The organism is Pseudomonas sp. LBUM920 (genome assembly GCF_003852315.1).
Taxonomy (GTDB): Bacteria; Pseudomonadota; Gammaproteobacteria; order Pseudomonadales; family Pseudomonadaceae; genus Aquipseudomonas.
The window spans coordinates 471,059-497,079 of record NZ_CP027762.1 but is presented as its reverse complement, the minus strand read 5'-3'; the positions used below and the strand labels follow the sequence as shown (position 1 = coordinate 497,079).

Annotated in this window: 28 protein-coding genes; 23 read left to right on the top strand and 5 right to left on the bottom strand. The window is 63.0% G+C overall.

The features are described from left to right. Positions 1–28 precede the first annotated feature (28 nt). Positions 29–1,492, top strand: coding sequence for a protein adenylyltransferase SelO (gene selO, locus C4J83_RS02200; RefSeq protein WP_119738013.1), 1,464 nt, complete (start codon positions 29–31; stop codon positions 1,490–1,492). 231 nt (positions 1,493–1,723) lie between these two features. Beyond that, the gene (gene trxC / locus C4J83_RS02195) at positions 1,724–2,158 is read left to right on the top strand and encodes a thioredoxin TrxC (RefSeq protein WP_119738016.1); all 435 of its coding nucleotides are present in this window, start codon (positions 1,724–1,726) and stop codon (positions 2,156–2,158) included. Positions 2,159–2,283: 125 nt separating this feature from the next. Here the strand turns inward: trxC and C4J83_RS02190 are convergent, their stop codons facing one another. After that, on the bottom strand, positions 2,284–2,514 hold the full coding sequence (locus C4J83_RS02190) for a DUF6124 family protein (protein ID WP_124416251.1): 231 nt from the start codon (positions 2,512–2,514) through the stop codon (positions 2,284–2,286). Between the two features lie 485 nt (positions 2,515–2,999). After that, complete coding sequence (locus tag C4J83_RS02185; protein ID WP_106577554.1) at positions 3,000–3,770, bottom strand: ParA family protein; 771 nt, start codon at positions 3,768–3,770, stop codon at positions 3,000–3,002. A gap of 349 nt (positions 3,771–4,119) precedes the next feature. Here C4J83_RS02185 and C4J83_RS02180 point away from each other — a divergent pair, with 349 nt between their 5' ends. The 20 genes from C4J83_RS02180 (at position 4,120) to C4J83_RS02085 (ending at position 21,720) form a co-directional block, all read left to right on the top strand. Continuing rightward, positions 4,120–4,839: a beta-ketoacyl synthase chain length factor gene (locus tag C4J83_RS02180; RefSeq protein ID WP_106577553.1), complete on the top strand. Its 720-nt coding sequence runs from the start codon at positions 4,120–4,122 to the stop codon at positions 4,837–4,839. Next, on the top strand, positions 4,815–5,627 hold the full coding sequence (locus C4J83_RS02175) for a lysophospholipid acyltransferase family protein (RefSeq protein ID WP_106577552.1): 813 nt from the start codon (positions 4,815–4,817) through the stop codon (positions 5,625–5,627). Before C4J83_RS02180 ends, C4J83_RS02175 begins: the two co-directional genes overlap by 25 nt. Beyond that, on the top strand, positions 5,605–5,874 hold the full coding sequence (locus C4J83_RS02170; RefSeq protein WP_010213712.1) for a phosphopantetheine-binding protein: 270 nt from the start codon (positions 5,605–5,607) through the stop codon (positions 5,872–5,874). The genes C4J83_RS02175 and C4J83_RS02170 overlap by 23 nt, the downstream gene beginning before the upstream one ends. A gap of 9 nt (positions 5,875–5,883) precedes the next feature. Beyond that, positions 5,884–6,138, top strand: coding sequence for an acyl carrier protein (locus C4J83_RS02165; protein WP_106577551.1), 255 nt, complete (start codon positions 5,884–5,886; stop codon positions 6,136–6,138). Continuing rightward, positions 6,135–6,680, top strand: a complete 546-nt coding sequence (locus tag C4J83_RS02160) for a COG4648 family protein (protein WP_106577550.1) — start codon at positions 6,135–6,137, stop codon at positions 6,678–6,680. The genes C4J83_RS02165 and C4J83_RS02160 overlap by 4 nt, the downstream gene beginning before the upstream one ends. After that, the gene (locus C4J83_RS02155) at positions 6,677–8,347 is read left to right on the top strand and encodes an acyl-CoA synthetase family protein (protein ID WP_124416250.1); all 1,671 of its coding nucleotides are present in this window, start codon (positions 6,677–6,679) and stop codon (positions 8,345–8,347) included. Before C4J83_RS02160 ends, C4J83_RS02155 begins: the two co-directional genes overlap by 4 nt. A gap of 224 nt (positions 8,348–8,571) precedes the next feature. Then, a complete protein-coding gene (locus tag C4J83_RS02150) occupies positions 8,572–9,306 on the top strand; it encodes a glycosyltransferase family 2 protein (RefSeq protein WP_124416249.1) in 735 nt (244 codons plus the stop codon). Further along, complete coding sequence (locus tag C4J83_RS02145; RefSeq protein ID WP_124416248.1) at positions 9,303–10,238, top strand: lysophospholipid acyltransferase family protein; 936 nt, start codon at positions 9,303–9,305, stop codon at positions 10,236–10,238. Before C4J83_RS02150 ends, C4J83_RS02145 begins: the two co-directional genes overlap by 4 nt. Further along, a complete protein-coding gene (locus C4J83_RS02140) occupies positions 10,222–11,763 on the top strand; it encodes an HAL/PAL/TAL family ammonia-lyase (RefSeq protein WP_124416247.1) in 1,542 nt (513 codons plus the stop codon). Before C4J83_RS02145 ends, C4J83_RS02140 begins: the two co-directional genes overlap by 17 nt. Then, entirely contained in the window at positions 11,756–12,184 is a 429-nt protein-coding gene (locus C4J83_RS02135) for an acyl-CoA thioesterase (RefSeq protein ID WP_119738026.1), read from the top strand. The genes C4J83_RS02140 and C4J83_RS02135 overlap by 8 nt, the downstream gene beginning before the upstream one ends. Further along, a complete protein-coding gene (locus C4J83_RS02130; RefSeq protein WP_124416246.1) occupies positions 12,178–12,861 on the top strand; it encodes an outer membrane lipoprotein carrier protein LolA in 684 nt (227 codons plus the stop codon). Before C4J83_RS02135 ends, C4J83_RS02130 begins: the two co-directional genes overlap by 7 nt. Next, positions 12,851–15,163 carry an MMPL family transporter gene (locus C4J83_RS02125; protein ID WP_124416245.1) on the top strand — a complete coding sequence of 771 codons (2,313 nt, stop codon included), beginning with the start codon at positions 12,851–12,853 and terminating at the stop codon, positions 15,161–15,163. Before C4J83_RS02130 ends, C4J83_RS02125 begins: the two co-directional genes overlap by 11 nt. A 33-nt stretch (positions 15,164–15,196) precedes the next feature. Then, the gene (locus tag C4J83_RS02120) at positions 15,197–16,444 is read left to right on the top strand and encodes an NAD(P)/FAD-dependent oxidoreductase (RefSeq protein WP_124416244.1); all 1,248 of its coding nucleotides are present in this window, start codon (positions 15,197–15,199) and stop codon (positions 16,442–16,444) included. Positions 16,445–16,455: 11 nt separating this feature from the next. After that, the gene (locus C4J83_RS02115) at positions 16,456–17,190 is read left to right on the top strand and encodes a class I SAM-dependent methyltransferase (RefSeq protein ID WP_177416164.1); all 735 of its coding nucleotides are present in this window, start codon (positions 16,456–16,458) and stop codon (positions 17,188–17,190) included. Continuing rightward, on the top strand, positions 17,187–17,669 hold the full coding sequence (locus C4J83_RS02110; RefSeq protein ID WP_106577541.1) for a hypothetical protein: 483 nt from the start codon (positions 17,187–17,189) through the stop codon (positions 17,667–17,669). The genes C4J83_RS02115 and C4J83_RS02110 overlap by 4 nt, the downstream gene beginning before the upstream one ends. Continuing rightward, on the top strand, positions 17,666–18,832 hold the full coding sequence (locus C4J83_RS02105; protein ID WP_124416242.1) for a beta-ketoacyl-[acyl-carrier-protein] synthase family protein: 1,167 nt from the start codon (positions 17,666–17,668) through the stop codon (positions 18,830–18,832). Before C4J83_RS02110 ends, C4J83_RS02105 begins: the two co-directional genes overlap by 4 nt. Next, complete coding sequence (locus C4J83_RS02100) at positions 18,829–19,290, top strand: hotdog family protein (protein ID WP_119738035.1); 462 nt, start codon at positions 18,829–18,831, stop codon at positions 19,288–19,290. Before C4J83_RS02105 ends, C4J83_RS02100 begins: the two co-directional genes overlap by 4 nt. Then, complete coding sequence (gene fabG, locus C4J83_RS02095) at positions 19,287–20,015, top strand: 3-oxoacyl-ACP reductase FabG (RefSeq protein WP_106577538.1); 729 nt, start codon at positions 19,287–19,289, stop codon at positions 20,013–20,015. Before C4J83_RS02100 ends, fabG begins: the two co-directional genes overlap by 4 nt. Next, positions 20,015–21,241 (top strand): beta-ketoacyl-ACP synthase, encoded by a 1,227-nt coding sequence (locus C4J83_RS02090; protein WP_119738037.1) that lies wholly within the window; start codon positions 20,015–20,017, stop codon positions 21,239–21,241. Before fabG ends, C4J83_RS02090 begins: the two co-directional genes overlap by 1 nt. A gap of 26 nt (positions 21,242–21,267) precedes the next feature. After that, the gene (locus C4J83_RS02085) at positions 21,268–21,720 is read left to right on the top strand and encodes a hypothetical protein (RefSeq protein ID WP_124416241.1); all 453 of its coding nucleotides are present in this window, start codon (positions 21,268–21,270) and stop codon (positions 21,718–21,720) included. Positions 21,721–21,933: 213 nt separating this feature from the next. Here the strand turns inward: C4J83_RS02085 and C4J83_RS02080 are convergent, their stop codons facing one another. After that, positions 21,934–22,320, bottom strand: a complete 387-nt coding sequence (locus tag C4J83_RS02080) for a type II toxin-antitoxin system PemK/MazF family toxin (RefSeq protein WP_124416240.1) — start codon at positions 22,318–22,320, stop codon at positions 21,934–21,936. Between the two features lie 87 nt (positions 22,321–22,407). Continuing rightward, positions 22,408–23,301, bottom strand: coding sequence for a LysR family transcriptional regulator (locus C4J83_RS02075; protein WP_119738043.1), 894 nt, complete (start codon positions 23,299–23,301; stop codon positions 22,408–22,410). Positions 23,302–23,425: 124 nt separating this feature from the next. Here C4J83_RS02075 and C4J83_RS02070 point away from each other — a divergent pair, with 124 nt between their 5' ends. Beyond that, positions 23,426–24,700, top strand: coding sequence for an MFS transporter (locus tag C4J83_RS02070; protein ID WP_119738045.1), 1,275 nt, complete (start codon positions 23,426–23,428; stop codon positions 24,698–24,700). 120 nt (positions 24,701–24,820) lie between these two features. Here the strand turns inward: C4J83_RS02070 and hemE are convergent, their stop codons facing one another. After that, entirely contained in the window at positions 24,821–25,888 is a 1,068-nt protein-coding gene (gene hemE, locus C4J83_RS02065) for a uroporphyrinogen decarboxylase (RefSeq protein WP_124416239.1), read from the bottom strand. Positions 25,889–26,021 lie beyond the last annotated feature (133 nt).

Genomic DNA, 26,021 nt, shown 5'->3' with positions numbered 1-26,021 from the left:
TGCTCGGACATTCTGCTGGAGATGGCCGGTGAAAGCCCTCGACGAACTGACCTTCGACAACCGCTTCGCACGCCTGGGCGACGCGTTCTCAACCCACGTATTGCCTGAGCCGCTCGACGAGCCGCGCCTTGTGGTCGCAAGCAATGCCGCCATGGCCCTGCTCGACCTCGACCCGGCAGTGGCCGACACGCCGGTGTTTGCCGAGCTGTTCAGCGGGCACAAGCTGTGGGCCGAAGCGGAGCCGCGGGCGATGGTCTATTCCGGCCACCAGTTTGGTGGCTACACCCCACAACTGGGCGACGGCCGCGGGCTGCTGCTGGGCGAGGTGTACAACGAGGCCGGCGAACACTGGGACCTGCACCTCAAAGGCGCCGGGATGACGCCTTATTCGCGCATGGGCGACGGCCGCGCGGTGCTGCGCTCTTCGATCCGTGAGTTTCTCGCCTCCGAGGCGTTGCATGCGCTGGGCATCCCCAGCAGCCGCGCCTTGTGCGTGATTGGCTCCAGCACACCCGTGTGGCGCGAGAAACAGGAGCGCGGCGCCATGGTGCTGCGCCTTGCGCACAGCCATATCCGCTTCGGGCATTTCGAATATTTTTACTACACCAAAAAGCCCGAGCAGCAGGCTGAACTGGCCGAACACGTGTTGAACCTGCACTACCCCGAGTGCCGCGAGCAGCCCGAGCCGTACCTGGCGATGTTCCGCGAAATCGTCGAGCGCAATGCCGAGATGATCGCCAAATGGCAGGCCTACGGTTTCTGTCACGGCGTGATGAACACCGACAACATGTCGATCCTGGGCATCACCTTCGACTTCGGGCCGTTTGCGTTCCTCGATGACTTTGACGCGCACTTCATCTGCAACCACTCCGATCACGAAGGGCGCTATTCCTTCAGCAATCAGGTGCCCATTGGGCAGTGGAACCTCAGCGCGCTGGCCCAGGCGCTCACGCCGTTTATCAGCGTTGACGCCTTGAAAGAGGCGCTTGGCCTTTACCTACCGCTGTACCAGGCCCATTACCTGGACCTGATGCGCCGTCGGCTTGGGTTGACCACGGCTGAAGACGATGACCAAAAGCTGGTGGAGCAGTTGCTCAAGCTGATGCAAAACAGCGGCGTGGACTACACGCTGTTCTTCCGCCGCCTGGGTGATGAGCCCGCAGCGCAAGCTGTGGCGCGGCTGCGCGATGACTTCGTCGACCTTGCAGGGTTTGATGCCTGGGCCGAAGTGTACACAGCCCGAGTTGCGCGCGACGGGGACTACAGCGAAGCGCAGCGCCGTGAGCGCATGCACGCGGTAAACCCGCTGTACATCCTGCGCAACTATCTGGCACAAAACGCCATCGCCGCCGCCGAGTCAGGCGACTACAGCGAAGTACGTCGATTGCATGAAGTGCTGAGCAATCCGTTTGAAGAGCAGGCGGGGATGGAGCAATACGCCCAGCGGCCGCCGGATTGGGGCAAGCATTTGGAGATCAGTTGTTCGTCGTAAGTTCGCAAAAGCGATACGTTCACGGTGGCGAGCAGGCTTGCCCCGCACTGGGCTGCGCAGCAGCCGCAAAATCTGCAATGAAGATCCGCCTGATACAACTCGGTTACTTTACTGGGGGCTGCTCCGCAGCCCAACGTGGGGCAAGCCCGTTCGCCACAGTTATGTATTTGCCTTGATAAATAGCGGCGCTGGCTCCAGATAGAAACCATTGGCCATCTCCAGGAGCCCTCCATGTCCGAACCTCTCGTCATTCCCTGCCCCCATTGCAACGGCCTCAACCGCATCCCCGGCGAACGCCTGGGTGATGCGCCAAAGTGCGGGCGCTGTAAACAGCCGGTGTTGTTGAACAAGCCTTTTGAATTGAAACAGGGCGACTACTCAAGCCAGATAAAAGGCGACCTGCCTTTGTTGGTGGATGTGTGGGCTGAGTGGTGCGGGCCGTGCAAGTCGTTTGCGCCGGTGTTCGAGCAGGCGGCTGGGCAGTTGGAGGGCAAGTGCCGGTTGGCCAAGCTCGACAGCGAGGCCAATCAGCAGCTGTCGGCGCAATTGGGGATTCGCTCGATTCCCAGCCTGATTCTGTTCAAGAACGGCCGCGAAGTAGCGCGCCAGAGTGGGGCATTCCCGTTGCCGCAGTTGATGAGTTGGTTGCGTAGCCAAGGCGTGTAATCCAAACCCGATATCAACTCGGTCAAATGTGGGAGCTGGCTTGCCTGCGATGGCATCACCACGGCTTGCCTGACAGACCGAGTTGTCTGCATAGCAGGCAAGCCAGCTCCCACACTGACCGCGTTTCAGGCTTCGGCTACGGGAGTTTCGCGGTCCATCATCTGGCCTACGAGCTGTACGCCGAGTTCGCTTAATTGATGGATGGCCAGGGCGATGTCGCGGTGTTCGCCGGTGAGGTCGTTGGACAGCTTGAGTAATAGCGCGCGCACGGAAGAGAAGGTTTCGTAGCTGTTGAGCACGACGGTTTCGGTGGGGAGGTTGGGTGATACGCAGAACAGGTTGGTGGCGTTTGGCATAATCGACTTTTCCTGAATTTGGCTGCTATCACACCGCTACTAAACGGAGGGGTGGCAGCTGCACGCAGGTTAGTAGACCGGTGGAAAGCCGAAGACCGGCGCACCCGAGGGTGCCCTACGCACAGCCACCATCATGCTCAGACCAGAAGGTCCGATAGACGACACTTGTACGTTCGGCGATCACACTCGGGCTACTAAACCCGACCACTGAGAATTCAGCGGTCCGAGAACCTTAGAGACGCCCATCCAGACGCACAAGCCGGCGGATTCTGGCTTATCTGTAGGCAGCGAGACAAGGCGCAACCCCGCTTGCCAGACCCTTCCTACAGCCTCTGTGGGAACAATCCAATTCCCCCTGCAGCAATGCAAAACAAATGTGGGAGCTGGCTTGCCTGCGATGCAGGCAACTCGGTTTGCCAGTTAAACCGAGGTGATGCTATCGCAGGCAAGCCAGCTCCCACAGGGCTAAGCGGTGCCGGCAAGGATCACGCGCTTTCCAGCAAGTTATGCAACTCCACAAACTGCTGCGTTAGCTTGTGCCGTGGGTCCAGGTGGATCAGCGGCTTGCTCTCCTGGTGCGACTCGCGCATGCGCACGGAGCTGGCCAGGTACACCGGCAGCACCGGCAGGCCTTCGGCGATCAGCTCATCGAGCATCTGCTGCGGCAGGCTTGCGCGCGCCTGGAATTGGTTGACCACGATGCCTTCCACTTCCAGGCCTTCGTTGTGGTCTTCCTTCAATTCTTCGATTTCCGCCAGCAGGCCATACAGCGCCTGGCGTGAAAAACTGTCGCAATCGAACGGAATCAATACACGATCAGCGGCAATCAGCGCCGAAACCGCATAAAAATTCAGTGCCGGCGGCGTGTCCAGGTAGATCCGGTCGTAGTCCTCGCTCAGTTCATCGAGCAGCTTTCGCAGCTTGTTGATCTTGTGCTTGGCCTCAAGCTTGGGCTGCAGGTCGGCAAGCTCGGCCGTCGCGGTAATGACGTGCAGGTTGTCGAACGGCGTTTCGTAAATGTCTACGCGGTTTTTCTTGGAAAACGGCCCGGATGACAGGGTTTGCTTGAAGAATTCGGCGATGCCCATCGGGATATCGTCGCCGGTCAGCCCGGTGAGGTACTGAGTCGAGTTGGCTTGCGCATCGAGGTCCACCAACAGGGTTCGATAGCCTTCACTGGCGCTGACCGCCGCCAGGTTGCAGGCAATGCTGGACTTGCCAACGCCGCCTTTCTGATTGAACACCACACGCCGCATGGAAAAACCTCCGTGTATCAATGAATGTCCGAGTGTAGAGGGCAAAAGCGCCTGTTAGCTACCTCGTTCATCCATGCACTGGCGCATTGCGCGGCCGGATGCGCGATACCCGTAATCCAGCGCTCACAAACTAAAAGGAATACTCCGACAACCCCGCCAGTCCTCGGGTAAAGGACAATCTGCAAATCTTTCCCAGTAAATTGTAATCAGCCGTGAACAATTCTTTACCAAAGTTTGCTAGAAGCCCACAGCACCGGGATAATGCGCGCCATTCGGCCTGTGTTCCCTGTCCCGGTATTCGGGGCCAACGGCCGCACATGGAAGCCCGCAGGGGCGGGATAACTTCTCAGTGATCACTTTCAACATCGCCCAATGGCGCGCCTGGGCTCCCGGCCTGGAGAGTGCGCACGACTGGCACGCCTGGTGCCAGGCCCCAGTGGCGCTGCCTGGCAGCGATGCTTCGCCTGACGTGTCCTTTTTGCCTGCCATGCAGCGCCGACGCCTGAGTCGCCTGGCACGCATGGCGTTCAGTGTCGGTTGGCCCCTGGCCGAAGGCCTGCAAGACCTGCCGCTGGTGTTTATTTCCCGGCACGGCGAAACCCCGCGCACCCTCGACATCCTCAGTGATCTGGCCGATGGCCAACCCCTGTCGCCGACCCAGTTCAGCCTATCGGTGCATAACGCGGTGATCGGCCTGTGGTCGATCCTGCGCAATGAAACCAGCGAAATGACCGCACTCGCCGCCGCAGGCGACGGCCTGGAGCACGGCATGCTCGAAGCCGCTGCGCTGCTCAACGAAGGTGCCCCGGCGGTGTTGCTGGTGATCACCGAGGAGCAGCCCCCGGAAGCCTATGCTCGCTGGATTCATGACGTGCCCTTCCCTTACGCCCTCGGCCTGCTGCTGACACCGGGCGACGAGTGGCGATTGGAACTAAACAGCGGCGCTGTCCAACTCACTCAAACCCAGTGGCCCCACGCCCTGAACCTGCTACGCACCCTGCTCACCGAACAGGTTGCCTGCCAACATGCCTGGAAGAACCGTGTATGGAACTGGCAACGCAAGCCCTGACCGAAAAACCCCGGGACGCCTATTACTGGCGCCTGTTCGCCACCGCCGCGAGCTTTTTCTTCTTCGGCGTCGGCGGGTTGTGCCTTCGTTTGCTGGTGTTTCCGCTGCTCAGTTGCCTGCCAGGCAGCGCTGAAAAACACCAGCGCCGCGCCCGCCACACCATCAGCAAACTGTTCTGGTTCTTTATCCGCCTGATGCAGCGCGCCGGCGTGCTGACCTACAGCGTCGAAGGCGCAGAAAAACTCGGTCGCCCAGGCCAGATGATCATTGCCAACCACCCGTCGCTGATCGACGTAGTGTTCCTGATCGGCCTGATGCGCCAGACCAACTGCGTGGTCAAGCAGAGCCTGTTTCAAAACCCGTTCACCCGTGGGCCGGTGCGCGATGCAGGCTATATCAGCAATGACGGCAGCGCCGACATGCTCGACGCCGCCGCCGAGGCGTTGCGCCAGGGCCAGACCCTGATCATTTTCCCCGAGGGCACCCGCACCACACCCGGCGCGGCACCCGCCTTTCATCGCGGTGGCGCCGCCATCGCGCTGCGCGGTGCGACAATCATCACCCCCGTGGTGATCAAGGTCAGCCCCACGACGTTGACCAAGGCAGAACCCTGGTACCGCATTCCCAAACGTCGATTTCATTTCAGTTTGCGCGTGGGTGCCGATATAGAACCACACACCTTTGCCGCACTCGGGCCCGCGCCCCAGGCTTCACGCAAGCTCAACGATTACCTGCACCACTATTTCATTAAGGAGCTCGCCGAAGATGAGCGACCAACACCGCCTTGAGCACGACATAAAGATGCTGATCATCGAGGCCCTGGGCCTGGAAGACATCAGCGTCGACGACATCGGCAGCGAGCAGACCCTGTTCGGCGAAGGCCTGGGCCTGGATTCGGTAGACGCCCTGGAATTGGGCCTGGCGATCCAGAAAAAGTACGGCATCAAGATCGATGCCGACGCCAAAGACACGCGCAATCACTTCACCAACGTGGCCAGCCTTGCGGCGTTCGTCACGGCCAGACAGGCAGCTTGAGACCGGACCATGCAAACTCGTGACGATATTTTCAACACCCTGCGCGACGCCTTGGTGGAACTCTTTGAACTGGAGCCTTCGCGCGTCACCCTCGACGCCAACCTGTACCAGGACCTGGAAATCGACAGCATCGACGCCGTGGACTTGATCGATCACATCAAGCGCCAGACTGGCAAGAAGATCGCCGCCGAGGAATTCAAGGCAGTGCGCACCGTAAACGACGTGGTTGAGGCGGTGTACCGTCTGGTCGCACCTGCCGCATGAGCCGGCTGATCGGCCTTGGCCTGTTGCTGGCGGGGCTGTTGTACCCTTTTGCGGTGTATTACGGCACCGAGCACTTTGCGCCGTGGCAATTCGGCCTGCTGCTGGGCAGCCTGTGGTTGCTGCGCGCGCTGACCGGCGCACGCCGCCCGGGCAGCCGCTGGATGGCAATGGCGGTGATCGTGTTTTGCCTGCTGCTGGCCTGGTTCGACAACCCGCAGCTGCTGCGCTGGTACCCCAGCCTGGTCAGCGCATTCATGCTGGCGCTGTTCGGCTTGAGCCTGAAATACGGCCCGCCGATGGTCGAGCGCCTGGCACGCATCACTGAACCGCAACTGCCGCCCGAGGCCATCCGCTATACGCGCCAGGTCACCGTGGTGTGGAGTGTGTTTTTTCTGTGTAATGGCCTGCTCGCCGCCGCCCTCACCCTGTGGGCGCCGCTGAGCTGGTGGACGTTGTACAACGGCCTGATCGCCTATGGGCTGATGGGGTTGTTGTTTGCCGTGGAATGGCTGGTACGACAAAGGGTTCGAGGCCGCGTATGAATGGGTTGAAACTTGAGCACCTGCTGCTTGAGCCGCTGCAACAGCGCTTGGTCACCACCGAGCCTGAAATGAACCATGCCCAACTGTGGGCGCACGCCCTGAGCCTGGCGGCGGGCCTGCAAGCGCGCGGCATCCGGCGTTTGGCCGTGCACTTGGAAGACGCCGGCCTGCTGGCCATTGCCCTGCTGGGCGCCTGGCGGGCCGGGGTCAGCGTGCTGCTGCCGGCCGACCTGCAACCCCAGACCCGCCAGCGCTGGGACGACGCTGTAGATGCCTGGCTGGTGGAAGCCGCTGACCTCGACGCGCTGTACCAGGCGCCGTTGAGCGCTGCCGCACTCGACCTGGACGCCTGCCACTTGAGCCTGTGCACCTCCGGCTCCAGCGGCGAGCCCAAGCGCATCGACAAGACCCTGCGCCAACTTGCCAACGAAGTGGAAGCGCTGGAAGCCTTGTGGGGCGCGGACCTTAACGACGCCTGCATCATCGGCAGCGTCGCCACCCAGCACATCTACGGGTTGCTGTTTCGGGTGTTGTGGCCGCTGTGCGCCGGGCGCACGTTTGTACGCAAACAACTGGCCTTCCCCGAAGACCTGCAGCGCGCCAGCCGCGAACACTCAACATTTGCCTGGGTCGCCAGCCCCGCGCTGCTCAAACGCATGGGCGACAACCTCGACTGGCCCGCCCTGAGCCACGTGTCGCGGGTGTTTTCGTCCGGTGGCGCGCTGCCCATCGAGGCTGCCGGCAGCCTGTACGACCGCCTGCAGCAATGGCCGACCGAAATCCTTGGCAGCTCGGAAACCGGCGGCATTGCCTGGCGCCAGGGCGCGCAGCCGTGGCAGCCGTTTGCCGAGGTAGAACTGAGCCAGGATGCCGACGGCGCCCTGCGCATTGCCTCACCTTATCTACCGGCCGGACACATTGAACAGACCGCCGACGCTGCCCGCATCCACTCCGACGGGCGCTTCGAGCTGCTCGGCCGCCTGGACCGCATTGTCAAGCTGGAAGAGAAACGCATCTCTCTGCCGATGCTCGAACAGGCGCTGATGGCCCACGCCTGGGTCGCCGAAACCCGCCTGGGCGTGGTGCAGGAAAACCGCGCCTCGCTCGGCGCGCTGGTGGTGTTGAGCGCCGATGGCCTGCATGCCCTGCGCAATCAAGGCCGCCGCGCCGTCACCCAAACCCTGCGCCAGCATCTGAGCCAACATTGCGAAGCCCTGGCGCTGCCGCGGCGCTGGCGGTTGCTGCGCCAGTTGCCGCTGAATGCCCAGGGCAAACTGCCTCAAGCCGACGTCACAGCGCTGTTACTCGCCCCACGGCCCAAAGCGCCGGACGTGCTGGAGCAAGTGCAAGCCAACGGCGAATGGACCGTGCAACTGAGCATCCCGCCAGACCTGGCCTATTTCAGCGGCCACTTCCCTGTCACGCCCGTGTTGCCAGGCGTGGTGCAGGTCGAATGGGCCTTTAACCTCGGCCAGCAGTTGCTCGACCTGCCCGCGACCTTTGCCGGCATGGAAGTGCTCAAGTTCCAGCAACTGGTGCGCCCCGGCGATCAGGTTGAACTGCACCTGCGCTTCGACCAGGAACGCGGCAAGCTGTATTTTGCCTACCGCAATGGCGTCGCCGCCTGCTCCAGTGGCCGCATAGTGCTGGAGGCGCCAAGTGCATAACCGTCGATGGCCAGCGGGCCTGGTGTGTCGAGCGGGCTTCCTGTGGCGAGCGGGCTTGCCCCGCGTTGGGCTGCGCAGCAGCCCCAAAACCTGCCAACTCGGTATGCCTGAGACACCTCGGTTACCTTACGGGGGCCGCTTCGCAGCCCTACGCGGGGCAAGCCCGCTCGTCACAACAAGCGCGCTTACCACCGTAAGCCCGCTACCAGTCGGTTGGGTCAGCCATGCATAACCCCTGCGCCCTGATCCCGGTCTACAACCATGAAGCCGCCGTACCGGCCGTGGTTCACAGCCTGTTGAACAGCGGCTTGCCGTGCCTGCTGGTCGACGACGGCAGCAGCCCGGCTTGCGCGGCGGTGCTGGCGCAACTGGCGACACTCGACAACGTCACGCTGCTGACCTTGCCCAACAACCAAGGCAAAGGCGGCGCGGTCATGGCCGGTTTCCGCGAAGCCGCGCGCCGGGGCTTCACGCATGCCCTGCAAGTGGACGCCGACGGCCAGCACGACCTGCGCGAAGTCGAGGATTTTCTCGATACCTCACGCAGGCACCCCGACGCGGTGATCTGCGGCTACCCCGAATACGACGACAGCGTGCCCAAGGGCCGCTTGTACGCGCGCTACCTGACCCACGTGTGGGTGTGGATCAACACCCTGTCGCTGCAGATACGCGACTCGATGTGCGGCTTTCGCGTGTACCCGCTGGCGCCTACGCTAGCGCTGATGAACTCGGCCTACATCGGCACGCGCATGGATTTCGATTCCGACATCCTGGTGCGCCTGGCCTGGCGTAACCAGCCGATGCGCTGGCTGCCGACCCAGGTGCATTACCCCGCCGACGGCTTGTCGCACTTTCGCCTGTTTCGCGACAACGTGCGCATCTCGGCCATGCACACGCGGCTGTTTTTCGGCATGTTGGTGCGCGCGCCGATGATTCTGTGGCGACGGTGGCAGGCATGAGCGAGCGCACCAAACATTGGGCCGACCGCGAGGAGCGCGGCAGTTTCTGGCTGATGAAGCTCACTGCCGTCGCCGCCAGGGTCCTCGGCCGCCGCCTGCTGAGCCCGTTGCTGTACAGCATCGTGCTGTACTTCTTCCTGTTCGGCCGCACCGCCCGCCACAGCGCATGGGAATACCAACAGCGCCTGGCCGACTGGAGCGGGCGCGATGAGCTGCGGCCCACACATAAAAAAGTCTTCGGTCAGTTCATGGCGTTTGCCGACTCACTGCTCGACAAACTCGACGTGTGGAACGGCAAGCTGCGCCTGGAGCAGATCGAAATCAACGACCCGGCGCAATTGCGCGGGCAACTGCGCGGCGAGCGCGGGCAGATGCTGGTCGGCGCGCACCTGGGCAACCTCGAAGTGTGCCGCGCGCTGGCCGAGATCGGTGAACAAGTCACCATGAACGTGCTGGTGCACACCAAGCACGCCGAGCGTTTCAATCGCCTGCTGGGCGAAGCCGGGGCCACGCATCTGCGCCTGATCCAGGTCAGCGAACTGGACCCGGCGACCATGCTGCTGCTCAGCCAGCGCCTGGACGACGGCGAGTGGCTGGCGATTGCCGGCGACCGCGTGCCGTTGCACGGCGGGCGCAAGGTGCGCGTGGATTTCCTCGGCGTTGACGCGGCGTTCCCGCAGGGCCCGTGGCTGCTGGCCGGGCTGCTCAAATGCCCGGTCAACCTGCTGATGTGCCTGAAACACAACGGTCGCTATCGCCTGACCATCGAGCCGTTCGCGCAATTGATCGAATGGAAGCGCAGCACCCGCGAGCAGGTCATCGCCCTGTGGACCGCGCGCTACGCCGCACGCCTGGGCCAGTTCTGCCTGGAAGCGCCCCAACAATGGTTCAACTTTTACCCTTTCTGGAAAACCGATGACGACGCATCTTGAGCCAGTAACCTTTGGCGAACGCGCTTTGCGCATTGAAGACGTGCTGGCCTTGGCCAACCGTCAGGCGCCCACGCAGTTGCAGGGCGACGCAGCGTATCGCCAGCGCATAGCCAAAGGCGCGCAGTTCCTCGACTCGCTGCTGGACAAGGAAGGCGTGATCTACGGCGTGACCACCGGCTACGGCGACTCGTGCGTGGTGGCGGTGCCATTGCAGCACGTCGAGGCGCTGCCGCGTCACCTGTACACCTTCCACGGTTGCGGGCTGGGCAAGTTGCTTGACGCGCAAGCCACCCGCGCGGTGCTGGCGGCGCGTTTGCAGTCGCTGTGCCACGGCGTGTCCGGGGTGCGTGTGGAATTGCTCGAGCGCCTGCATGCGTTTCTGCAACACGATGTGCTGCCGCTGATTCCGGAAGAAGGCTCGGTAGGCGCCAGCGGTGATTTGACGCCGCTGTCCTACGTGGCCGCGACCTTGTCCGGCGAGCGTGAAGTGATGTTCCGTGGCGAGCGTCGCCAGGCGGCTGACGTGCACCGCGAACTCGGGTGGGAACCGCTGGTACTGCGCCCCAAAGAAGCCCTGGCCTTGATGAATGGCACTGCCGTAATGACCGGCCTGGCCTGCCTGGCCTTCGCCCGCGCCGACTACCTGCTGCAACTGGCCACGCGCATCACTGCAATGAACGTCGTGGCGCTGCAAGGCAACCCGGAACACTTCGACGAGCGCCTGTTCGCCGCCAAGCCGCACCCGGGGCAGATGCAAGTCGCTGCGTGGCTGCGCAAAGACCTTGCGATTGATGCGCCGACCGCGCCGCTGCACCGCCTGCAGGACCGCTACTCGCTGCGCTGCGCACCGCACGTACTTGGCGTGCTGGCCGACAGCCTGAACTGGCTGCGCTCGTTTATCGAAATCGAACTGAACAGCGCCAACGACAACCCGATCATCGACGCCGAAGAAGAGCGCGTGCTGCACGGCGGGCACTTCTACGGCGGGCACATCGCCTTTGCCATGGACAGCCTCAAGACCCTGGTGGCCAACGTCGCCGACCTGCTCGACCGCCAGCTCGCGCTGCTGGTGGACGTGCGTTACAACCACGGCCTGCCGAGCAACCTGTCCGGCGCGCCGGCCGACCGCGCGATGATCAACCACGGTTTCAAGGCCGTGCAGATCGGCACCAGCGCGTGGACCGCCGAAGCGTTGAAAAACACCATGCCGGCCAGCGTGTTCTCGCGCTCCACCGAGTGCCATAACCAGGACAAAGTCAGCATGGGCACCATTGCCGCACGTGATGCTATCCGCGTGCTGGAATTGACCGAACAAGTGGCGGCCGCCACGTTGCTCGCGGCCAACCAGGGTGTGTGGCTGCGCGCCCGGGCGGACGATGCGCGCCCCCTGCCACCGGCGCTGGCAGCCATGCATGAAGCGCTGGGTAAAGACTTCCCGCCGGTCATCGAAGACCGTGCGCTGGAGGGCGAGCTGCGCCTGTGCCTCAAGCGTATTGCCGAGCAACACTGGAGGCTGCATGCGTAGCCAGGGCGTGTTGCATTGCGACACTGAAATCCTCGTGCCGTTTTTCGACATCGACACCATGCACGTGGTGTGGCACGGGCATTACGTGAAGTACCTTGAAGTGGCGCGCTGCGCGCTGCTGGACAAGATCGGCCATAACTACACGGCGATGCTGGAGTCCGGCTACGCGTGGCCAGTGATCGACATGCAGCTGCGCTACGTACGCGGCGCGGTGTTCGGCCAGAGGATCAATGTGCGCGCCAGCTTGGTGGAGTGGGAGAACCGTTTGAAGGTCAATTACCTGATCACAGACCTCGCCAGCGGCGAACGCCTGACCCGCGCCAGCACCGTGCAAGTGGCGGTAGAAATCACCAGCCGCGAGATGCAGCTGGCCTCCCCCAACATCTTCACCGACGCCGTAGAAAGGGCCCTGAAATGCTGACCCCTGTGGGAGCGGGCTTGCCCGCGAAGGACGTTAACGATAACGCGAACCGCCTGACACTGCGCAGCGCCCTCAGGTTCTTCGCGGGCAAGCCCGCTACCACATTGATCGGGTTGTTGCTGAGCTTCAGCGCCCATGCTTTTGATCTGCAACAGCTCAGCGATCAGTTGGCCAAGCCCTCGGTGATCCACGGCAACTTCATCCAGGAAAAACACTTGCGCGCCCTGCCCCAACCCTTGGTCAGCAAAGGCACCTTCGTGCTCGCCAAAGACCACGGCCTGTTGTGGCTGTTGAAAACCCCGCTGCAGCAGGACTACCGCATCAGCGCCCAAGGCATTGCGCGCCGTGACGCCAATGGCTGGCAACTGCTGCCGAACAAGAGCGCCGGGGCCGAGCAGAACCGCCTGTTTCTCGCCGTACTCCAAGGCGACAGCAGCGGCCTGCAACGCGACTTCGAACTGCAGCTGCAAGGCGAAGCCAAGCAGTGGAAGCTGACGCTGATCCCGCGCTCATTGCTGCTCAAGCAGGTTTTCACCCAGATCAATATCGACGGCGGCGAATTGGTGCAGACCATCCAACTGCTGGAAACCCAAGGCGACAGCACCGTACTGCGCATGCAGGACAGCACCGCCGCCCAACCGTTAAGCGATGCGGAGCAACACGACTTTGCCCAGTGAGCGCCTGCTGCCGCGCCTGTTCCTGATCCTGCTGGTGGCCGTGCTGGCGCTGGCCGGCTGGCAGTGGCGCCATGGCGCGCCGCTGTCGGCCAACCTCATGGAGCTGGTGCCGGGCAGCACGCCGGATGCGCTTGAGCTAAAAGCCGAACAACGCATGCAGGAGCCGCTGAACCGCGAAATGCTGGTATTGGTCGGGCATGCGGATCGGCAAAAAGCCGTGGCGGTGGCGCAGCAATTGGGCGAGCGCTGGCAAGCCAGCGGGCTGTTCGAAAAAGTGCAGTGGAACCTGCAGGCCGACTTGCCGGCCCTGCGCGAGCAATTGCTGCGCGGGCGCCTGGCGATGCTCTCGGCCAGGGACCGCGAACAACTGATCGAGCACCCCGACGCGTTCATCCAACAACGCGTGCAAGCCCTGTTCGATCCCTTCACCGGGTTCAGCCTGGTGCCGAGCCAGGACGACTGGCTGGGCCTGACCGGGCGTATCCAGAACAGCCAGCCACAACACGGCTCGGTGCAATTGGATATCGGCAGCGGCGCCTTGATCGCCGATGCCGACGGCAAAAGCTGGGTGCTGCTGCGTGCGCGCACCACCGGCAATGCCTTTGATATGAAACTGCCGGTGCAAGTGGCGGATCTGCTCCAGGCCAGCCGCGCGCAGGCCGGCGAGCAAGGCGCGCAACTGCTCGCCGCCAGTGGCTTGCTCTACGCGGCCAATGGGCAGCAGCAGGCGACCCGTGAAATTACCTGGGTGGGCGGCGGCGCCACGCTGGGCATCCTGTTATTGCTGTTGCTCGCCTTCCGCCGCTGGCGTGTGCTGCTGGCCTTTGTGCCGGTGCTGGTGGGCATGTTGTTTGGCGCGGTGGCCTGTGTGGCGCTGTTCGGCCATATGCATGTGATGACCTTGGTGCTCGGCTCCAGCCTGATCGGCGTGGCGGTGGATTACCCGCTGCATTACCTGTCCAAAAGCTGGAGCCTGCAGCCGTGGCGCAGTTGGCCGGCGTTGCGCCTGACCCTGCCGGGGCTGAGCCTGAGCCTGGCGACCAGTTGCATCGGCTACCTGGCGCTGGCCTGGACGCCATTCCCGGCGCTCACCCAGATCGCGGTGTTCTCTGCCGCCGGTCTGGTCGGCGCCTACCTGTCAGCCGTGTGCCTGCTGCCCGCGCTGCTCCAAGGCGTGGACCTGCGCCCGGCGCAATGGCCGCTGCGCATCGCTGAAGGCCTGTGGGTGCTGCGGGCCACCTTGATCAAACACTTACCAAGCCCGCTGCTCCTGGCGCTGGTGCTGCTGTTTTGCGCCGGCGGCCTGTGGCACCTGAACAGCAAGAACGATCTGCGCCAATGGATCGGCGCCCCGCCGCAATTGCTGCAGGAAGCCCAGGCCGTGGCGCGCATCACCGGGTTCCAGCCCACCAGCCAGTTCTTTCTGGTGCGCGCCGACAATCAGCAGCAGTTGCTCGAACGTCAGGCAGCCCTGGGCCAGCGCCTGGATCAACTGGTGAACATGGACAAGCTGCAGGGCTACCTGGCGCTTAACCAACTGGTCAATTTGCCCGCCGAGCAGCAACGGCTGCGCGACGCGCTGAACCAATTGCCGCAACACTGGCAGCCGCTGTTGGACCTGGGCGTGCCCGCCAGCGCCCTGCACGCCGAAATCGCGCAACTGCAAGGCTTGCCCATCGAAGACATCGACGCGGCGCTGGTCGGCCCGCTCGCCGAGCCTTGGCGCACGCTGTGGCTGGGGCCGGTGGACGGCGGCGTCGCGGCGATGGTCAGCCTGCAAGGCCTGAACAACCCGGCGCTGCTACGGGTGCAGGCGCTGGACTTGCCTGGCGTACAGCTGGTGGATCGCCTGGGCGACTTGAACCGGGTGTTCGCCGACACGCAGATCAGCGCCGCTGAATTGAAATTGATGTCGTGCGTGCTGATCGTGCTGTTGCTGATCCTGCCGTTCGGTGTCGGCGGCGCCTTGCGCATCGTCGCCCTGCCGCTGCTCGCAGCGCTGTGCAGCCTGGCCAGCCTGGGTTGGCTGGGCCAGCCACTGACCTTGTTCAGCCTGTTCGGCCTGCTGCTGGTCACAGCGATCAGCGTTGACTACGCGATCTTGATGCGCGAACAGATCGGCGGCCCTGCCGTGAGTCTTTTAGGTACGCTGCTGGCGGCGCTGACGACCTGGTTGTCGTTCGGCCTGCTGGCGGTGTCGAGTACACCGGCCGTGAGCAATTTCGGCCTGTCGGTCAGCCTGGGCCTGGCCTTCAGCTTTATGCTGGCGCCCTGGGCCGGCCATCAGAAGCACGCCTTATGAATGTGATTATCGCCATAGCGGCAAGGAGCCCTCGTGCCCACAGTTGAAATGGAACGTCGCCAGGTGGTGGTGATCGGTGCCGGCCCGTCCGGTGCCATCGCCGCCGCGCTGTTAAAGCGCAACGGGCATGATGTATTGATTATCGAGCGCCAGCATTTTCCACGCTTCTCGATTGGCGAAAGCCTGCTGTCGCACTGCATCGACTTTATCGAAGAAGCCGGCATGCTCGAGGCCGTGCAGGCAGCGGGTTTCCAGGTAAAAACCGGCGCTGCGTTTGCCTGGGGCGAGCGCTACAGCGCGTTTGATTTTGGCGACACGTTCAGCCACGGCAAACCCACCACCTTCCAGGTGCAGCGCGGTGAATTCGACAAACTTTTGGCCGACCAGGCCGCCTTGCAAGGCGTCGACATTCGCTACGGCGAAAGCGTCGTCGGTGTGGATTTTGCCGGCGACAGCCGCTACCTGCATGTGCGCCGCGAGAATGGCAGCGAGTACCACCTCAAGGCCAAATTTATCCTCGACGCCAGCGGCTACGGCCGTGTGTTGCCGCGCCTGCTGGACCTTGAGGCGCCATCGGATTTCCCGGTGCGCCAGGCGGTGTTCACTCACGTCGAAGACCGCATCGAACACCCCGGTTTCGACCGCACCAAAATCCTCGTGACCACCCACCCGACCCAGCGTGACATCTGGTTCTGGACCATCCCGTTCAGCAATGGCCGCTGCTCGGTGGGCGTGGTCGCGGCGAAGGCGCATTTCGACGGCCGCGACAGCGACCTCGACGCGTGCCTGCGCGGCTTTATCGCGGAAACGCCGAGCCTGGCCGGCGTGCTGCAAAACGCCGTATGGGACACGCCTGCGCGCACCATCGGCGGCTACTCGGCCAACGTCAAAACCCTGCACGGTCCGGGCTTTGCGCTGCTGGGCAACGCGGCGGAATTCCTCGACCCGGTATTTTCCTCCGGCGTGACCATCGCCATGCGCTCGGCGAGCATGGCGGCGGGCTTGCTGCACCGCCAACTCAAGGGCGAAACAGTGGACTGGCAAACCGAGTTTGCCGAGCCATTGAAACGCGGCGTCGACACCTTCCGCTGCTACGTCGAAGGCTGGTACGCCGGCACCTTCCAGGATGTGATTTTCCATCCGGGCAGCTCGCCGGACATTCGCCGGATGATCAGCTCGATCCTCGCCGGCTACGCGTGGGATGAGCGCAACCCGTTTGTCAGCGAGCCCAAACGGCGGTTGCGGATGTTGTCGGAGATTTGCGCGGGTGAGCCGGTATGAGCAGTCCAGCGCTGGAAAAAAACTACCTGAGTAAAAACTACGTCGAAGAAACCAGGTTCGGTTTCTGGTTCCTGCGCAGCCACACTTGGCAGCACCACGTGTTGCGCGTGGCGATCAACGACCTGCGCGGCTTGTTCACCGAGCCATTGCCGGTCGCGCCGGTGCTGCTGGACGCCGGTTGCGGCCAGGGCAAGTCGTTCCAGTATTTGCAGCAGGTGTTCGCGCCGCAGCGCCTGATCGGTGTGGATGCCGACCCGCATAGCCTGGCGCTGAGCAAGGCTGAAGCCGCGCGCCAGGGCCTGGCCGTCGAGCTGATCGGCAGTGACTGCGCCACCCTTGTGGTGCCCGACGCCAGCGTCGATGTCGTGTTCTGCCACCAGACCTTCCATCATCTGGTCGAACAGCATCGCGCCTTGAAGGAGTTCTACCGCGTGCTCAAGCCGGGCGGCTACCTGCTGTTTGCCGAGTCCACCGAAGCCTATATCGATACCTGGGTGATTCGCTGGCTGTTCCGCCACCCGATGCACGTGCAGAAAAGCGCCGACCAATACCTGGAGATGCTGCGCGAGCAGGGTTTTGAATTCGCCCCGCAGAATGTCTCGTACCCGTATCTGTGGTGGAGCCGTTCCAGCGATTTTGGCCTGCTCGAACGCTGGGGCCTGCGCAACCCGCCACCGGTGGGCCAGCGCGAAGAGACGCTGGTCAACTGTGTGGCGCGTAAACCTTTCGCGAGCGCCGCACCATGATCCGTCTGCTGTTGATCGGTTGCCTGTTGCTGCTGAGCGCCTGCGCCAGCCAACCGCCGCTGCCCGCAAAAACCCCGGCGCTGGCCTTGCCGATGCAATTGCATGTGCAGCGCCTTTCGGGTGGCCAGAGCCAGGACTGGCTGTTGGTGATCCAGCGTGAAGGCGCGGCCCTTCGTTGGTCGATGATGGACCCGCTGGGCATTCCCCAGGCCCGGCAAAAACTGCTCGATGGCCAGTGGCAGGCCGATGGTCTGCTGCCGCCCAACCCGGCGGCGCGCGAACTGTTTGCCGCCTTGCTGTTTGCCCTGACTTCATCGGATGACGTGCGCGCGCTTTACCCGAGCGCCCAGGCCATGGACCTCACGCGCACGCTGCCGGGTCATTGGCAAATCGTCTATCAGTCTTCAGAGGTGTTCAGCGTGAACATGACGGGCCAACCGCTGAGCTATCGCATCACCCCGCTGGGGGCCGCTCGATGACGGCTTATCTGAATGCGCTGGGCGTGATTTGCGCCCTGGGGCGCGGCCAGGCCGAGGTCAGCCGCAGCCTGTTTGCCGGCGACTGCTCAGGCATGCGCGCCGAGAGCGGCTGGGTGCCGGAGCGCGTATTGCCGGTCGGCGGCGTGCGCGGCGAGCTGGTGACTATTCCGGCCGAACTGAACCAGCAAAGCAGCCGCAACAACCAGTTGTTGCTGGAAGCAGCGTTGCAGATCGAGGGCGAGATCCGCCACGCCATTCACACCTATGGCGCCTCGCGAGTCGGCGTGGTGCTGGGCACCAGCACCTCGGGCATCGACGAGGCCAGCCGTGGCATCGCCAATTACCTGCGCGACAGGCAGTTTCCCGGCGACTACGACTACCAGCAACAGGAACTCAGCGCCCCCGCCAACTTCCTCGCCGACTGGCTGCAACTGAGCGGCCCGGCCTATGTGATTTCTACCGCCTGCACCTCCAGCGCCCGCGCGTTGATGAGCGCCCAACGCCTGTTGGACCTGGGGGTGTGCGACGCGGTGATCTGCGGCGGTGTCGACAGCCTGTGCAAGCTGACGCTCAACGGTTTTACCGCGCTGGAGGCGGTCTCCAGCGAGCGCTGCAATCCGTTTTCAGTGAACCGCAATGGCATCAATATCGGCGAAGCGGCCGTGCTGTTTCTGATGACCCAACACCCTGCGCCGATTGCCCTGCTGGGCAGTGGCGCCAGTTGCGACGCGCACCATATTTCTGCGCCCGAGCCTACCGGCAAAGGCGCATTGCAGGCGATGCGCAAGGCCTTGGCCAGCGCGAAGCTGGTGCCCGAGCAGATCGGTTACTTGAACCTGCACGGCACCGCGACCCAGCACAACGACGCCATGGAAAGCCTGGCCGTCGCCAGCCTGTTTCCCCACGGCGTGGCCTGTTCGTCGACCAAACCCATGAGCGGCCACACCCTCGGTGCAGCTGGCGCGCTGGAAGCGGCGCTCTGCTGGCTGAGCCTGACGCACGGCCGCGTGCCGCCGCATGTGTGGGACGGCCAGGCCGACCCGGCGCTGCCCGCCCTGCAATGGGCGCAGACCGGCGACACCTTGGAAAAACGCTGCCTGATGAGCAACTCGTTTGCCTTCGGCGGTAACAACGTCAGCCTGATAATCGCAGAGGCCCCATGATTGATTGGCCACTCGCCCAATTGCTGCCCCACGCGGGCGACATGATCCTGATCGACCAGGTGCTGTCGTTCGATGAAGAGCAGATTCACACACGCCTTACCGTCAAGCCCGGTGGCCTGTTCAACCGCCCGGACGGCAGCCTGCCGGCCTGGGTCGGGATCGAGCTGATGGCCCAGAGCGTCGCCGCGTATGCCGGGTGCCGCGCGCGCCAGAACGGCGAGGCCGTGGAGCTGGGCTTCCTGCTCGGCACGCGTAAGTTCGAGTGCAACGTGGAACACTTCCCGGCAGGCGCCGAGCTGCGCATCCACGGCCTGCGCTCGCTGGAAGACGACAACGGCATGGGTGTGTTCGAATGCCACCTCACCGGCGACGGTATCCAGGCCAGCGCGCGCTTGAACGTATTTCGACCGCCCCAGGCGGCCACCTATTTAGATGAACCGAAGGACGAAACGCCATGACTGAATCCGTACTGGTCACCGGCTCCAGCCGTGGCATCGGCCGCGCCATTGCCCTGCGTCTGGCGCAGGCCGGGCATGACATCGTGCTGCATTGCCGCAGCGGCCGCGCGCAAGCGGACGCGGTGCAGGTCGAGATTGAAGCCCTGGGCCGCAAGGCGCGGGTGCTGCAGTTTGACGTGGCCGATCGCGCCAGCTGCAAGCAAATCCTTGAAGCGGACGTGGAGCAGCATGGCGCCTACTACGGCGTGGTGCTCAATGCCGGCCTGACCCGTGACGGCGCGTTCCCGGCCTTGTCCGAAGACGATTGGGACGTGGTGATGCGCACCAATCTCGACGGTTTCTACAACGTGCTGCACCCGGTGATGATGCCGATGATTCGTCGTCGCGCCGCCGGCCGCATTGTGTGCATCACCTCGGTGTCGGGGCTGATCGGCAACCGTGGGCAGGTCAATTACAGCGCGTCGAAGGCCGGTCTGATTGGCGCGGCCAAGGCGCTGGCCATCGAGCTGGGCAAGCGCAAGATCACCGTCAATTGTGTAGCGCCCGGCTTGATCGACACCGCGATGCTGGACGAAAACGTGCCGGTCGAAGAGCTGATGAAAATGATCCCGGCGCAGCGCATGGGCACCCCGGAAGAAGTGGCCGGTGCAGTGAATTTCCTGATGTCGGCCGAAGCCGGCTACATCACGCGCCAGGTGCTGGCCGTGAACGGAGGCCTGTGCTGATGAAACGCGTCGTCGTCACCGGCATGGCCGGCATGACCTCCCTGGGCAGCGACTGGGACACCATCGCCGCCAACTTTCGCGCCAACCGCAGCGGCATTCGGCGCATGGACGAGTGGGACCGCTTCACCGAACTGAACACGCGCCTGGCCGGGCCGATTGACGATTTCGTGGTGCCCGCCCACTGGACCCGCAAGCAACTGCGCAGCATGGGCCGCGTGTCGCGCCTGGCGGTGTGGGCGGCGGAACAGGCGTTGCAGGACGCCGGCTTGCTCGGCGACGAGTCGATCAAGGACGGGCGCATGGGCGTGGCCTGTGGTTCGTCCACCGGCAGCACCGACGAGATCAAGGCATTCGGCAACATGCTGCTGAACTCGGTGGCCGAGGGGCTGAATGCCAACTCCTATGTGCGCATGATGCCGCACACCACGGCGGCGAATATCAGCATCTTTTTTGGCCTTACCGGACGGCTGATCCCGACGTCCAGCGCCTGCACCAGCGGCAGCCAGGGCATCGGTTATGCGTATGAAGCGATCAAGTTCGGACGCCTGCCGTTGATGCTCGCCGGCGGCGCCGAAGAGCTGTGCCCCACCGAAGCCATGGTGTTTGATGCGCTCTACGCCACCAGCCTGAAAAACGACGCGCCGCAGACCAGCCCACGTCCTTACGACAGCGGCCGTGATGGCCTGGTGATTGGTGAAGGCGGCGGCATGCTGGTGCTCGAAGAACTGGAACATGCGTTGGCGCGCGGTGCGCACATCCACGCCGAACTGGTCGGTTTCGGCAGTAACGCCGACGGCCAGCACACCACCCGCCCGGAGCAGAAAACCATGCGCCGCGCGATGGAGTTGGCCCTGGAAGATGCCGGGCTTGAGCCTTCTGCCATTGGCTACGTGAACGGTCACGGTACCGCCACCGACCAAGGCGACATCGCTGAAACCCTGGCCACCAGCAGCCTGTTCGGCAGCCGCATGCCTATCAGTTCGCAGAAAAGCTTTCTTGGCCACACCCTGGGCGCATGCGGCGCGCTGGAGTCGTGGTTCAGCATCGAAATGATGAACCGCGACCAGTACGTACACACCTTCAACCTGGATGTGGTCGACCCGCAATGTGGCGAGCTGGATTACCTGCAGGGCGGCTTTCGCGAGATGCACCACGATTACGTGATGAACAACAACTTTGCGTTTGGCGGCGTCAACACCTCGCTGATTTTCCGTCGCTGGGCCTGATTTTTTAATTGATTGGAGAAAATGGAATGTCTTCCTTGCTACGCGCCACCCTGATCACCCTGGCCTTGCTGACCGCCGGCGGTTGCACCAGCAAACCCGTGCTCAACACCCAGCACGCGCTGCCGGCCGGCACTCAGGTGAGCGAAGAAACCATGAAGCAGGTCATCATCACGGCCCTGCAAAAACGCGAGTGGACCATGCAGCGTTTCAGCCCACAACTCGTGCAGGCCGAGATCACCGTGCGCAACCAGTTCTACGCAGCCATCGACATCCGTTACAGCCGCAACAGCTACGCCATCACCTACCGCGACAGCCGCGACCTGGGCTACAAGGACGGCAAGATCCATCGCAACTACAACCGCTGGGTGAGCATGCTCGATCGCGACATCATGGCGGCGCTGCGCAGCAATGGCGTGGGTAACGCACCCGGATCGGCGGCGCAGTCGTTTGAGCAGACAGGGGCGTCGAAGCAGAACTGAGGATCGCGGTCCGTCAGAAACGACAAAGGGCGCCTTTCGGCGCCCTTTTCACAAACAGGTTGGCTTGTCATCGCCGCTTCCTGCCTGGCTCTGCGATGGCTGGTTACCCAGGATCCTCAGAGTCTCACAAGCCCCTTTCGGGAACTCGGCGAGTATGCCTGAAAACAACTCGGCTGCAATCGGTGGCAAAGCGCCGCTTGTTCTTTACCCACTTCATCGCAACCCCAGCGCACTGCGTACCGCTGCTTTTATCGCTGAAAACTGATCATTGGTGAGCTCCGCGATTGTGTAAGTTCGTTTTCCATGACGGTCTTTGCTTTTAATCCGATCCAGTCGCCCCAGGCTTACGGTCGCCACAACTTCGCACTTCGCCCAGCAGATGGGGTTCGCGCCCTGCAGATGACTGTCTAGCTGCAAATGATGCGCCAGCAGCATTTGCGGGGCGGTGGTACTCAAAGGCACGACCGTCACCAGCAGCTTATTGGTTCGGTATTTGCGTATCACAATCACGGGTCGAACCTTGATGATTTCCGGAACCTCATAGCCTCGAAAATCACACATCAACACGCTGCCCTCCTTGGGCTGATAGAGCAGTGCCATCCATATCGCTCGCTTGAAAAAGAGCGATTCTGCGCAGGTTTCTGGCTAATCACTAAGGCAGTTCCGTTACCTGATATGTGACTTCGCCTACACCACGGCCTTGCGCGTCAACAACTCCACAAACGCCTTCGCCCTCGGCGACTGCGCGCCCTTGCGCTGCACCAGCCACACCGCCGTGACCGCCTCCTGATCGAGCAGCGTGCGATACACCACGCCATCAATGCGTATGCGCTGGTAAGACGCCGGCAGTACCGACACGCCCAAGCCCGCCGCCACCAACCCGATAATCGTCATCGCCTCCCCCGCTTCCTGGGCGAAGTGCGGGCTGAAGCCTGCGTCACGGGCCAGGCTGAGCAATTGGGCATAAAGGCCGCTGCCATAGCTGCGCGGGAAGAATACAAACGGCTCCTGCGCCAATTGCGCCAGGTGCAAACCGCGTTCGCTGCCTTCCGCCAGCGGGTGGCCGGCGTTGAGTACGGCTACCAGCGGTTCGCGCATCAGCTCGATGACACTCAGCGAATCCGGCAACGGCAGCGGGCGCATCAGGCCGACCTGGATCGATTGATCCACCAACGATTCGGCCACTTCGGTGCTGCTCATTTCCTGCAGGTTCAAGTGCACCGCCGGGAAGGCCTGGCGAAACGCAAAGATCGCCTGCGGAATGCTCGAATTGAAGGGTGCGGACGAGGTGAAACCAATCTTCAGCTCCCCCAGCTCTCCCAACTGCGCACGCCGAGCGACATCCGCGGCCTTATCGACCTGCGCCAGCACCAGTCGCGCCTCTTGCAGGAACAACCGCCCGGCTTCACTGAGCTCGACCCGACGATTGGTGCGCTCAAACAAACGCGCGCCCACCTCTTGTTCCAGGGCCTGGATCTGCTGGCTCAGCGGCGGCTGCGAGATGCCCAGCACCTGTGCAGCGCGGCCAAAATGCAGTTCTTCGGCGACGGCGATGAAGTACCGCAGGTGACGCAATTCCATGCAAACCTCATTAGGTCGTAAAAGCTATCAAACAGGTCGAACAATATATTGGAAAGAATCATTAGCCAGCTATATTCTTTTTTGCACTGCCAGTCCTGGCAGGCTTTCCCTCGCCGAGGTCCCCGTGAAATCTGCTGTCGCTTCATCCGCTCAAGAAATCCCGCCTACCGCCCTGGATGAGGTGGTGGCCCAGCTCAACGAGCAGTTCATCGAAAAAGGCACGCCGATGTTCATGCGCACCGTGCTGGCGCTGTTCTCCGGTGGCTTTGCCACCTTTGCCCTGCTGTATTGCGTGCAGCCGATGATGCCCGCGCTGTCCCACGAGTTTTCCATCAACGCGGCGCAGAGCAGCCTGATCCTGTCAGTTGCCACCGCCATGCTCGCGTTTGGCCTGCTGATCACCGGACCGATTTCCGACACCCTCGGGCGTAAACCGGTGATGGTCGCCGCGCTGTTTTGCGCCGCCCTGGCCACCATCGCCAGCGGCCTGATGCCGTCCTGGGAAGGCATCCTGCTGATGCGTGCGCTGGTCGGCCTGTCCCTGAGCGGCCTGGCAGCCGTTGCGATGACCTACTTGAGCGAAGAGATCCACCCGCAACACATCGGCCTGGCCATGGGCTTGTACATCGGCGGCAACGCGATTGGCGGCATGAGCGGGCGCCTGATCATGGGCGTGCTGATCGACTTCGTCAGTTGGCACACCGCCACGCTGATCATCGGCGCCCTGGCGCTGATCGCTGCCACCGTGTTCTGGAAGATCCTCCCCGAGTCGCGCAACTTCCGCGCCAGCAGCCTCAAACCGCGCAGCCTGGTGGACGGCTTCGTGATGCACTTCAAGGATGCAGGCCTGCCCTGGCTTTTTCTCGAAGCCTTCCTGCTGATGGGCGCGTTCGTGACGATGTTCAACTACATCGGCTATCGCCTGCTGGCGTCGCCTTACGCGTTGAGCCAGGCCGTGGTCGGACTGCTGTCGCTGGTGTACCTCTCGGGCATCTACAGCTCGGCGAAAATCGGCTCGCTGGCCGACCGCCTTGGCCGGCGGCGCGTGTTGTGGGGCACGATAGTATTGATGCTTTCGGGCATGTTACTGACCCTGTTCACCCCGCTGTGGCTGGTGGTGCCGGGCATGCTGATCTTTACCTTCGGCTTCTTCGGCGCGCACTCGGTGGCCAGCAGCTGGATCGGCCGGCGCGCGGTCAAGGCCAAGGGGCAGGCGTCGTCGCTGTACCTGTTCTGCTACTACGTGGGCTCAAGCATTGCGGGGACGGCGGGCGGGTTCTTCTGGCACTTTGCCGGGTGGAACGGGATTGGCGGGTTTATCGTGGCGCTGTTGATTGGCGCGCTGCTGGTGGCCCTGAAGCTGGCGAAGTTGCCACCGCTGGGGAATGTGCAGGCCTGAGGCTTTCTCGCTTTTAATGTGGGAGGGGGCTTGCCCCCGATTGCAGTGTCTCAGCCAATGAATGTGGTGGCTGATACACCGCTATCGGGGGCAAGCCCCCTCCCACATTTGTTGCGCGTGTTATTCGTGGTACTGCGCCGACAGATCGTGCACCGCGCGCAAGAACGCGCCGGCATGCTCCGGATTCACTTCCGGGGTGATGCCATGGCCGAGGTTGAACACGTGCCCCGTGCCCTTGCCGTAGCTGGCCAGGATGCGGCCGACTTCGGTGCGGATCGCTTCCGGCTTGGCGTAGAGCACGGTCGGGTCCATGTTGCCTTGCAGCGCGACCTGGTTGCCAACGCGACGGCGAGCTTCGCCAATGTCGCAGGTCCAGTCCAGGCCGAGTGCATCGGCGCCGGCATCGGCGATGCTTTCCAGCCACAGGCCGCCGCCTTTGGTGAACAGGATGACCGGCACTTTGCGGCCTTCGTGTTCGCGGATCAGGCCGCTGACGATCTTGCGCATGTAGGCCAGGGAGAATTCCTGATACGCCGCCGCCGACAAGTTGCCACCCCAGGTATCGAAAATCTGTACCGCTTGCGCGCCGGCCATGATCTGGCCGTTGAGGTAGGCGGTAACCGACTGCGCCAATTTATCCAGCAGCAGGTGCATGGCCTGTGGGTTGTCGTAGAGCATGGCTTTGGTCTTGCGGAAGTCTTTCGACGAGCCGCCTTCGACCATGTAGGTGGCCAGTGTCCACGGGCTGCCGGAGAAGCCGATCAGCGGCACGCGGCCGTTCAGCTCGCGGCGGATGGTGCTCACGGCGTCCATCACGTAGCCCAGGTCTTTGTGCGGATCGGGGATCGGCAGTGCTTCGATGTCGGCCAGGGTGCTGACGACTTTCTTGAAACGCGGGCCTTCGCCGGTTTCGAAGTACAGGCCTTGGCCCATGGCGTCAGGGATGGTCAAAATATCGGAGAACAGGATGGCCGCGTCCAGTTGTGGGTAGCGGTCCAGCGGCTGCATCGTGACTTCGCAGGCGAACTCCGGGTTCATGCACAGGCTCATGAAGTCGCCGGCGTGGGCGCGACTGGCGCGGTATTCCGGCAGGTAGCGACCGGCCTGACGCATCATCCACACGGGCGTGACGTCTACGGGTTGCTTGAGCAGGGCACGAAGGAAACGGTCGTTCTTGAGGGCAGTCATGTCGGCATCCGCAAAAAAAGTGCGGGCATTTTCTCAGAGCGCGACGCAAAAGGCACGGAGTGAGCCGTGCCTTTTGTCTATCGGGTCAATTTGTCGCGGATATCAAAGCGCTGCAAAACCAATGTGGGAGGGG

Excerpts from the sequence above, each read along its gene's own strand:
- C4J83_RS02185 (WP_106577554.1), bottom strand. The coding sequence starts at position 3,770 with ATGCGGCGTGTGGTGTTCAATCAGAAAGGCGGCGTTGGCAAGTCCAGC.
- C4J83_RS02190 (WP_124416251.1), bottom strand. The coding sequence starts at position 2,514 with ATGCCAAACGCCACCAACCTGTTCTGCGTATCACCCAACCTCCCCACC.
- C4J83_RS02085 (WP_124416241.1), top strand. The coding sequence starts at position 21,268 with ATGTCTTCCTTGCTACGCGCCACCCTGATCACCCTGGCCTTGCTGACC.
- C4J83_RS02160 (WP_106577550.1), top strand. The coding sequence starts at position 6,135 with ATGAGCCGGCTGATCGGCCTTGGCCTGTTGCTGGCGGGGCTGTTGTAC.
- fabG (WP_106577538.1), top strand. The coding sequence starts at position 19,287 with ATGACTGAATCCGTACTGGTCACCGGCTCCAGCCGTGGCATCGGCCGC.
- C4J83_RS02155 (WP_124416250.1), top strand. The coding sequence starts at position 6,677 with ATGAATGGGTTGAAACTTGAGCACCTGCTGCTTGAGCCGCTGCAACAG.
- C4J83_RS02135 (WP_119738026.1), top strand. The coding sequence starts at position 11,756 with ATGCGTAGCCAGGGCGTGTTGCATTGCGACACTGAAATCCTCGTGCCG.
- C4J83_RS02090 (WP_119738037.1), top strand. The coding sequence starts at position 20,015 with ATGAAACGCGTCGTCGTCACCGGCATGGCCGGCATGACCTCCCTGGGC.
- C4J83_RS02145 (WP_124416248.1), top strand. The coding sequence starts at position 9,303 with ATGAGCGAGCGCACCAAACATTGGGCCGACCGCGAGGAGCGCGGCAGT.
- C4J83_RS02130 (WP_124416246.1), top strand. The coding sequence starts at position 12,178 with ATGCTGACCCCTGTGGGAGCGGGCTTGCCCGCGAAGGACGTTAACGAT.
- C4J83_RS02110 (WP_106577541.1), top strand. The coding sequence starts at position 17,187 with ATGATCCGTCTGCTGTTGATCGGTTGCCTGTTGCTGCTGAGCGCCTGC.
- C4J83_RS02165 (WP_106577551.1), top strand. The coding sequence starts at position 5,884 with ATGCAAACTCGTGACGATATTTTCAACACCCTGCGCGACGCCTTGGTG.
- C4J83_RS02150 (WP_124416249.1), top strand. The coding sequence starts at position 8,572 with ATGCATAACCCCTGCGCCCTGATCCCGGTCTACAACCATGAAGCCGCC.
- C4J83_RS02175 (WP_106577552.1), top strand. The coding sequence starts at position 4,815 with ATGGAACTGGCAACGCAAGCCCTGACCGAAAAACCCCGGGACGCCTAT.
- C4J83_RS02170 (WP_010213712.1), top strand. The coding sequence starts at position 5,605 with ATGAGCGACCAACACCGCCTTGAGCACGACATAAAGATGCTGATCATC.
- C4J83_RS02140 (WP_124416247.1), top strand. The coding sequence starts at position 10,222 with ATGACGACGCATCTTGAGCCAGTAACCTTTGGCGAACGCGCTTTGCGC.
- hemE (WP_124416239.1), bottom strand. The coding sequence starts at position 25,888 with ATGACTGCCCTCAAGAACGACCGTTTCCTTCGTGCCCTGCTCAAGCAA.
- C4J83_RS02075 (WP_119738043.1), bottom strand. The coding sequence starts at position 23,301 with ATGGAATTGCGTCACCTGCGGTACTTCATCGCCGTCGCCGAAGAACTG.
- C4J83_RS02100 (WP_119738035.1), top strand. The coding sequence starts at position 18,829 with ATGATTGATTGGCCACTCGCCCAATTGCTGCCCCACGCGGGCGACATG.
- trxC (WP_119738016.1), top strand. The coding sequence starts at position 1,724 with ATGTCCGAACCTCTCGTCATTCCCTGCCCCCATTGCAACGGCCTCAAC.
- C4J83_RS02105 (WP_124416242.1), top strand. The coding sequence starts at position 17,666 with ATGACGGCTTATCTGAATGCGCTGGGCGTGATTTGCGCCCTGGGGCGC.
- C4J83_RS02080 (WP_124416240.1), bottom strand. The coding sequence starts at position 22,320 with ATGGCACTGCTCTATCAGCCCAAGGAGGGCAGCGTGTTGATGTGTGAT.